Genomic DNA, 7,023 nt, shown 5'->3' with positions numbered 1-7,023 from the left:
CCCCAGGGTAATCAATCAGAGCTTCCTTAATCATATTTTGTCGGTGATGGCCGCAAGGGGCGAGGATGCGTCGTATGGAAACGGAAAGCAAGGTATGTGGTCGGGGCGAGAGGATTTGAACCTCCGACCCCCGCGTCCCGAACGCGGTGCTCTACCAGGCTGAGCCACGCCCCGACTTCAGGTGGATATGCGACGCGAGTTATTATACTCTCTTCAGTCCCTTGAGTCCAGCCTTTTGAGGGTTGTGCGGGGGCTCGTCTACTTCTCCACACGCGCTATGAGCCAGTAGACGATGCCGAGGACGGCCACGGCTGCGACGAGCGAGAGCTGGGCGCCCACGGCCTCGGCCTTGAGGCTCGTAATGAGTATCTTTCGTATGATGGCCACGAGAGCGACGCTTATGAAGACCTTGATGGCGAACTTGCCGCCGCGCAGGTGTTCTATCTCCGTGTCGAGGAGCTCGATGACGACCCAGAGCATGAGGAGGTTGCCGAAGGTGCTCAGCAGTCCCTTTTCGAGCTTTCCGTCGAAGACGTGGAGTGTATCGTATATGACGAGTCCTATGACGAGCCCGCCCATGACGACGAGGCCGAGCACGAGCACGAGGTTGAGGCCGTAGGAGTAGCGCTTGGCGAACTCGATGAGCTTGCTCTCGACGGCCTGGGAGAGGAAGACGTTTTTCTTCTCCTCCTCGATGTAGGAGCTCGTCATTACATCGAGGTTTATGTCGACGATCTTGTCCACCGAGCGGGTCACGTAGAGGAGGCGGCTGCGGTCTTCGATCTCGCTGGAGAGGAGCTCTGTGAGGTAGCGCTTCACGAAGTGCATGGCCGCGTTGACATAGTGGGCGTCGAGGTCGATCTGCACGTGGGCGTAGCCTATGCGCTCGAGCTCCTTCATGTACTGGGGACCGTAGTCTCCGCCGAAGAGGTTGAGGAGCCACTGCTTGAGGGCGTCCTGGTGCCTCTTTATGGTCTGATCGTCCTTGAGGTAGACGTGGGCCTTGTCGAAGTTCCTGACGTAGTTGTAGAAGGCCTCGGCGAACTCGTCGAGGTGGGCCTCGACGATGGGTCGCACGTCGACGAGGTTCTTCGCGTCCCGCGAGGTGAAGTCGTAGTGGGCCTTTATCTTCGCCGTGGTTTCCATCGGTACGTCAGCGAGCCTTGCGCGTGGAGAAGGGTTAGAACCTTTCGAGGGCGTTGAAGAAGTAGGAGGTCTCGAAGGCCGCCGTATCGGGGGCGTCGGAGCCGTGGACGATGTTGGCCTCGATGGAGTCGGCGAAGTCGCGTCGTATCGTGCCTGGTGCGGCCTCGGCCGGGTTGGTCGCGCCCATTATTTCCCGGACCTTCCTTATGGCGCCATCGCCCTCTATTATCATGAGCACCACCGGTCCGGAGCTCATGAACTCGGTGAGGCTTGCAAAGAAGGGGCGCTCCCGGTGGACGGCGTAAAAGCCCTCGGCCTGCTCTCTGGTGAGACGGGCCATCTTGAGGGCCGCCACCCGCAGGCCGGCCTCCTCGAAGCGGGCAATGACCTTGCCGATGAGGTTCTTTCTCACTCCGTCGGGTTTAACTATGGACAGGGTCCTTTCCATCTCTCCTCCTGTGGTCTCTTCGCCGCGGCCCGCGCGGCATGGGGGCCGACAAAGACGGGAGCCCCTTTAGCGTAAAGGGGCTCCCGTCTTGTTGAGACCTGTTTTTCGTGAATCCTGCGGCCCGTAACCTACGGGCCTGTTCGTCAGACCGCTCACGTGCCGCCGAAGCCGACGGTGAGACGGTCTTCCTCGATGATGACGGGCACGTCGCGGCGTCCGCCGTTGCGGCGGATCATCTCGTCCATGGCCGCCTGGCTTGACTTGACGTTCACGTACTCCACCTCGTAACCCCTTCCGGCGAAATCCTCACGGGCCGCCGTGGTGTAGGGTCACGTGTCCTTGCCGTAGATGAGAACCTTCTTTTTCGCCATGACAGGACCTCCCATGGAAGTTTTCAGGGCCGGCGTCCGGCCCTTTCTTGGAAGATGAAGACGCCCCGGGATCGTAAGGGAGATTCCGGTCAATCACCCCGAGGGAACCTTTTTTTGTAAAAGTGTCATGGTCCCCCGTCCCCGCGGACCCCCTGCGTCTTAAGGAAACTCTGATTTATTGCACTGAGGGAACCTTTTTGTAAAAGGGTCACAGACCCCCGGTTCCCTCAGACTCCCTCCAAAAACTTTTAACGCCCTGCGGATCACCCCGATTTTGCTTGCAAAATCGGGGTGATCCGCAGGGAATTAAAAGTCTTTGAAGGGGGGCTGGGGGAAACTTTCTACAGAAAGTTTCCCCCAGGGTAATTAATCAGAGCTTCCTCAGAGTATCCCTATATAACATCATTTGCCGCCGTCGCGCAAGCATTATCTTCGTCTTGCCACGCCGACGGCGTCGCAAAGGTGGGCCACCACGCAGCGGCTGCACCACGGAGAGAGGGGCGTGCACACGTTCTGGCCGTAGGCGACGAGCAGGTCGTTTATCTCGATCCAGTAGCGCCGCGGCAGCAGCTCGCGCAGGGCGAACTCGGTCTTCTCCGGCGTAGGGGTGCTCACCAGGCCCCAGCGGTTCGTTATCCTGTGGACGTGGGTGTCCACGCATATGCCGGGCTTGCCGAACCCCATGGTGACGACGAGGTTTGCCGTCTTGCGGCCCACGCCCCTGAGCTCGAGAAGCCCCTCGATGGTGTCCGGCACGGCGCCGCCGAACTCGTCGACGATTCTGCGGGCGATCTCCTTGAGGGTGGCGGCCTTGCTGCGGTAAAACCCCACGGGATAGACGGCCCTTTCGATTGCCGCGGTGTCGAGGTCGGCGAGGGAGGGCGGGTCGGGGGCGATGGCGAAGAGGCGCTTGGAGGCGGCCGCCGTGGTCTCGTCCCTGGTGCGCAGGCTGAGGATGCAGGAGACGAGGACCCGGAAGGGGTCGCGCGAGGTCCCGGCCTCTTCGCTCACGTAAGGGGTCCTGAACTCCCGCGCCGCCTTCTTCAAGAGACGCAGGGCCTGCGCTATGTCACTGCGTTTCACACCTTCTCCTTGCGAGCTTCCAAAAAAAGACGGCCCCCCGGGGCGAGGGGCCGTCTTTTCAGGCACGGCGGTGACGGTCTTACATCATTCCCATTCCGCCCATTCCGCCCATGTCGGGCATGCCGCCCGGAGCGCCGCCCTTCTCCTCCTTGGGCTTTTCGGCGACCATGGCCTCGGTGGTGAGCATGAGGCCCGATATGCTGGCGGCGTTCTGGAGGGCTATCCTCGAGACCTTGGTGGGGTCGAGGACGCCGGCCTTTATGAGGTCCTCGTACTTCTCGGCTGCGGCGTTGTAGCCGTAGGCGCCCTCTTCGTTCTTGACGCGCTCTACGACTATGGAGCCCTCCTGGCCGGCGTTGGTGACTATCTGGCGGATGGGCTCCTCGAGGGCGCGCTTGATGAGGTTGACGCCGAACTGCTCGTCGCCGTCGAGCTTGAGCTCTTCGACGGCCTTGAGCACCCTGAGGTATGAGACGCCGCCTCCGGGCACCACGCCTTCCTCGACGGCGGCCCTGGTGGCGTGGAGGGCGTCCTCGACCCTCGCCTTCTTCTCCTTCATCTCCGTCTCCGTGGCCGCGCCGACGTTGATGACGGCCACGCCGCCCACGAGCTTGGCCAGGCGCTCCTGGAGCTTCTCACGGTCGTAGTCGGAGGTGGTCTCCTCGATCTGGTTGCGGATCTGCTTTACCCTGGCGTCTATCTGCTCCTTGGAGCCGGCGCCGTCGATGATGGTGGTGTACTCCTTCTCGACGACTATGCGCTTTGCGCGGCCCAGGTCGGTGATGTCCAGGGACTCGAGCTTGATGCCGAGCTCCTCGGCCACGAGCCTGCCGCCGGTGAGCGTGGCGATGTCCTCGAGCATGGCCTTGCGCCTGTCGCCGAAGCCCGGGGCCTTGACGGCGCATACCTGGAGCGTGCCGCGCAGCTTGTTGACCACCAGCGTGGCCAGGGCCTCGCCCTCCACGTCCTCGGCGATTATGATGAAGGGTTTTCCGGTCTTGGCGATCTTCTCGAGGATGGGCAGGAGATCGCGCATGTTGGATATCTTCTTTTCGTGGAGGAGCACGTAGGCGTCCTCGAGCACGCACTCCATCCTCTCGGCGTCGGTGACGAAGTAGGGCGAGAGATAGCCGCGGTCGAACTGCATGCCCTCGACGACGTCGAGCTCCGTCTCCATGCCCTTGGCCTCCTCGACGGTGATGACGCCCTCCTTGCCGACCTTCTCCATGGCCTCGGCGATTATCTCGCCGATGGTCGTGTCGCCGTTGGCCGAGATGGTGCCGACCTGCGCTATCTCCTGCTTCTCCTTGATGGGCTTGGAGAGCTTTTCAAGCGCCTTGGTGGCCTCTTCGACGGCCTTGTCGATGCCGCGCTTGAGGTCCATGGGGTTGTGGCCGGCGGCTACGAGCTTGGTGCCCTCGCGGAAGATGGCCTGGGCGAGCACCGTGGCCGTTGTGGTGCCGTCACCGGCCACGTCGGAGGTCTTGCTGGCCACCTCCTTGACCATCTGGGCGCCCATGTTCTCGAACTTGTTCTCCAGCTCTATCTCCTTGGCCACGGTCACGCCGTCCTTGGTGATGGTGGGCGAGCCGAAGCTCTTCTCTATCACCACGTTGCGGCCCCTCGGGCCGAGGGTGACCTTCACGGTGTCGGCAAGCGTGTTGACTCCCTTGAGAATGGAGCTGCGCGCGCTGTGACTGAAAGATATCTCCTTTGCTGCCATTTTACATAACCTCCTTGGATTTGCGAAAAGACGTGGTCTCGATGGTCGGGGGGATCAGTTCTCGACGATGCCGAGGATGTCCTCCTCCCTCATTATGAGGTATTCCTCGCCCTCGATCTTGATCTCCGAGCCGGCGTACTTGCTGAATATGACCTTGTCGCCGGCCTTGACGTCGAGGGGATGGAGCTTGCCGTCCTCGTCCTTGCGGCCGGGACCGGCGGCGATGATGGTCCCCTCCATGGGGGTCTCCTTGGCGCTGTCGGGGATGATTATGCCACCCTTGGTCTTCTCCTCCTCGCTCGCCCTCTGGACGATTACACGGTCATGAAGCGGTCTGATGTTCATTTAACCTCCCTCCTTGGGTGTTTTTTAAGTATAATATTTCCACCGCCGATATAGTAAGGGAGCGGCGGTTTCGAATGAAAGTAATATAGGGACGGGTTGCCGGATTGTCAAGGGATTTTTTAGCACTCTCTGCAGCCGATTGCCAACTCGTTGATTTGACTGAGAAAAGACCAGGGAGGGTAGGCCATGCTTAAGGAACTCACGGCGATGGAACACTTCAGGGAGCATGTGTGCGCCGCCATGGAGCGTCAGGGCGTGGAGGCGAGCGAGACGACGGAGTACTACCTTACGAGCCTTCTTGCGGGCTTTGTCGAGTCTGCGAGGCTTCCCGACGAGCCCCTGGCCCTCACCTATGTCAAGGCGCTCTCAAGCGATGCGGCCCTGCGCAGAACGCTTCTGCGCCACCTCGGCGACTACGCGCTCTTCGTGTCGGGCTTCTTCTCCGACAGCCTGAACAGAAAGGTAATAGACGTGGACTATTACATAACGATGGGCACCACCTCCTACGGCCACCTGGCCGCCATGTCGCCGGGCGGGAGGGAGGCGGAGCCCCTTGCCGGCACCTTCCGCGAGCTCGAGAGCAAGTTTACGAGCTTCATGGACGTGCTCGGCGAGGTGAGCGAGCGAAGCGGCCTGCAGTCGGCGAGCGACGTGCTGCGCATCTACGAGCGGTGGCTCAGGACCGGCAGCCGCCGCTCCGAAAGGCTCCTCAAGGAGCTGGGCATAGAGCCGAGTCTGTCGGCGCGGCCCACCCTCCAGTAGGGGCGCGGGCAGGCGCCTTCCCTCGAATGCCTATGGGGGGAGAGGGCCGGCGGCGGGGAAAAATCCTTGCGCCGGCCCTTCACGTTTCGTATAATTACCTACGCTGTTTCCTTCTCATACGCTCTTCGCCCTTACAATCTTCACGGGAGGTGCCATGCCTGAGACCGGCTGCTTGTTTGTCGGGAGACGAAAGGGGGGTGTCCGTCTCCGTGCGGTCATTGCTGCTGCGGCGCTCTTCACGGTCACGGCCGTGGCGGCCGCGTCGGCGGCCTCTGCCTACATCTACGTCTTCAGAAGCGACGCCGTCAAGGAGACCGACGGCGTGCCCCGGGGCTGGGACCTTAAGGAGTGGCGGGGCAAGGCCGACGTGGCCGTCGTCGAGACCGAGGTGGGCCGCGCCATAAAGCTCCGCAGCCGCGCCACCTCGACGGCCCTCTACAAGGACGTGAGCTTTGACATCCGAACGTCGCCCTACCTGAGCTGGCGGTGGAAGGTGACGAGGCTGCCCGAGGGCGCCGATGTGAGGCACCGGTCGAGGGACGACCAGGCGGCCCAGGTCTACGTCATATTCCCCCGCTGGCCGGCCGTGATAAACAGCAGGGTGATCGGCTACATCTGGGACACGAGCGCGCCGCGGGAGAGCCGGGTGACGAGCACCAAGACATCGAACACCAGGTATATCGTCATCAGGAGCGGCTCCGAGGGGCTGGGCCGGTGGTTCAGGGAGAGGCGCAACGTTTACGAGGACTACAAGCGGCTCTTCGGCGAGGAACCGCCGCCGGTGGGCCGGGTGGCCGTCATGATCGACTCCGACGACACCGGGACTTTCGCCGAAGCCTTCATCGCCGATATCTACTTCGCCCGTAAGTGAGTGCTTCGCATCGGCACGGCCGCCCCGTTCCCCGGGGCCGCCGCCGACGGGCCCCGGGAGAGCCCGCGCCCCCCTCTTCACCGGACCGCTCTTGCAATCCGGGACCGGTCCCCCCCTGCGTCCCCACTCTTAGGGAAGCTCTGATTAATTACCCTGGGGGAAACTTTCTGTAGAAAGTTTCCCCCAGACCCCCTTCAAAGACTTTTAATTCCCTGCGGATCATCCCGATTTTGCTTGCAAAATCGGGATGATCCGCAGGGCGTTAAAAGTTTTT

At 61.8% G+C, this 7,023-nt stretch carries 8 protein-coding genes and 1 tRNA gene; 2 read left to right on the top strand and 7 right to left on the bottom strand.

What is annotated here, in order from left to right; all coding sequences use genetic code 11:
- Positions 1–97: 97 nt before the first annotated feature.
- From ENJ37_00940 to ENJ37_00910, 7 genes are all read right to left on the bottom strand, one after another.
- Positions 98–174: transfer RNA gene (locus ENJ37_00940), tRNA-Pro, on the bottom strand.
- A gap of 84 nt (positions 175–258) precedes the next feature.
- The gene (locus ENJ37_00935; protein ID HHL39049.1) at positions 259–1,146 is read right to left on the bottom strand and encodes a heme-binding sensor globin domain-containing protein; all 888 of its coding nucleotides are present in this window, start codon (positions 1,144–1,146) and stop codon (positions 259–261) included.
- A 34-nt stretch (positions 1,147–1,180) separates the two neighbouring features.
- Positions 1,181–1,594 carry a nucleoside-diphosphate kinase gene (locus ENJ37_00930; GenBank protein ID HHL39048.1) on the bottom strand — a complete coding sequence of 138 codons (414 nt, stop codon included), beginning with the start codon at positions 1,592–1,594 and terminating at the stop codon, positions 1,181–1,183.
- Positions 1,595–1,746: 152 nt separating this feature from the next.
- Positions 1,747–1,965, bottom strand: a complete 219-nt coding sequence (locus ENJ37_00925; GenBank protein HHL39047.1) for a glutaredoxin family protein — start codon at positions 1,963–1,965, stop codon at positions 1,747–1,749.
- A gap of 426 nt (positions 1,966–2,391) precedes the next feature.
- Positions 2,392–3,048: an endonuclease III gene (locus ENJ37_00920; protein ID HHL39046.1), complete on the bottom strand. Its 657-nt coding sequence runs from the start codon at positions 3,046–3,048 to the stop codon at positions 2,392–2,394.
- A 79-nt stretch (positions 3,049–3,127) separates the two neighbouring features.
- Positions 3,128–4,771: a chaperonin GroEL gene (groL, locus tag ENJ37_00915; protein ID HHL39045.1), complete on the bottom strand. Its 1,644-nt coding sequence runs from the start codon at positions 4,769–4,771 to the stop codon at positions 3,128–3,130.
- 54 nt (positions 4,772–4,825) lie between these two features.
- Positions 4,826–5,116: a co-chaperone GroES gene (locus tag ENJ37_00910; protein HHL39044.1), complete on the bottom strand. Its 291-nt coding sequence runs from the start codon at positions 5,114–5,116 to the stop codon at positions 4,826–4,828.
- 186 nt (positions 5,117–5,302) lie between these two features.
- On the opposite strand from ENJ37_00910, the gene ENJ37_00905 reads away from it, so the two are divergent.
- Both ENJ37_00905 and ENJ37_00900 read left to right on the top strand, forming a co-directional pair.
- Positions 5,303–5,878 carry a hypothetical protein gene (locus tag ENJ37_00905; GenBank protein ID HHL39043.1) on the top strand — a complete coding sequence of 192 codons (576 nt, stop codon included), beginning with the start codon at positions 5,303–5,305 and terminating at the stop codon, positions 5,876–5,878.
- A gap of 154 nt (positions 5,879–6,032) precedes the next feature.
- Entirely contained in the window at positions 6,033–6,749 is a 717-nt protein-coding gene (locus tag ENJ37_00900; GenBank protein HHL39042.1) for a DUF3047 domain-containing protein, read from the top strand.
- The last annotated feature ends 274 nt before the right edge of the window (positions 6,750–7,023 follow it).

The organism is Deltaproteobacteria bacterium (assembly GCA_011375175.1).
GTDB lineage: Bacteria > Desulfobacterota > GWC2-55-46 > GWC2-55-46 > DRME01 > DRME01.
The sequence above is the reverse complement of the archived record's forward strand: the minus strand, read 5'-3'. Positions and strand labels throughout refer to the sequence as shown.

Excerpts from the sequence above, each read along its gene's own strand:
- ENJ37_00935 (HHL39049.1), bottom strand. The coding sequence starts at position 1,146 with ATGGAAACCACGGCGAAGATAAAGGCCCACTACGACTTCACCTCGCGG.
- ENJ37_00930 (HHL39048.1), bottom strand. The coding sequence starts at position 1,594 with ATGGAAAGGACCCTGTCCATAGTTAAACCCGACGGAGTGAGAAAGAAC.
- groL (HHL39045.1), bottom strand. The coding sequence starts at position 4,771 with ATGGCAGCAAAGGAGATATCTTTCAGTCACAGCGCGCGCAGCTCCATT.
- ENJ37_00910 (HHL39044.1), bottom strand. The coding sequence starts at position 5,116 with ATGAACATCAGACCGCTTCATGACCGTGTAATCGTCCAGAGGGCGAGC.
- ENJ37_00905 (HHL39043.1), top strand. The coding sequence starts at position 5,303 with ATGCTTAAGGAACTCACGGCGATGGAACACTTCAGGGAGCATGTGTGC.
- ENJ37_00900 (HHL39042.1), top strand. The coding sequence starts at position 6,033 with ATGCCTGAGACCGGCTGCTTGTTTGTCGGGAGACGAAAGGGGGGTGTC.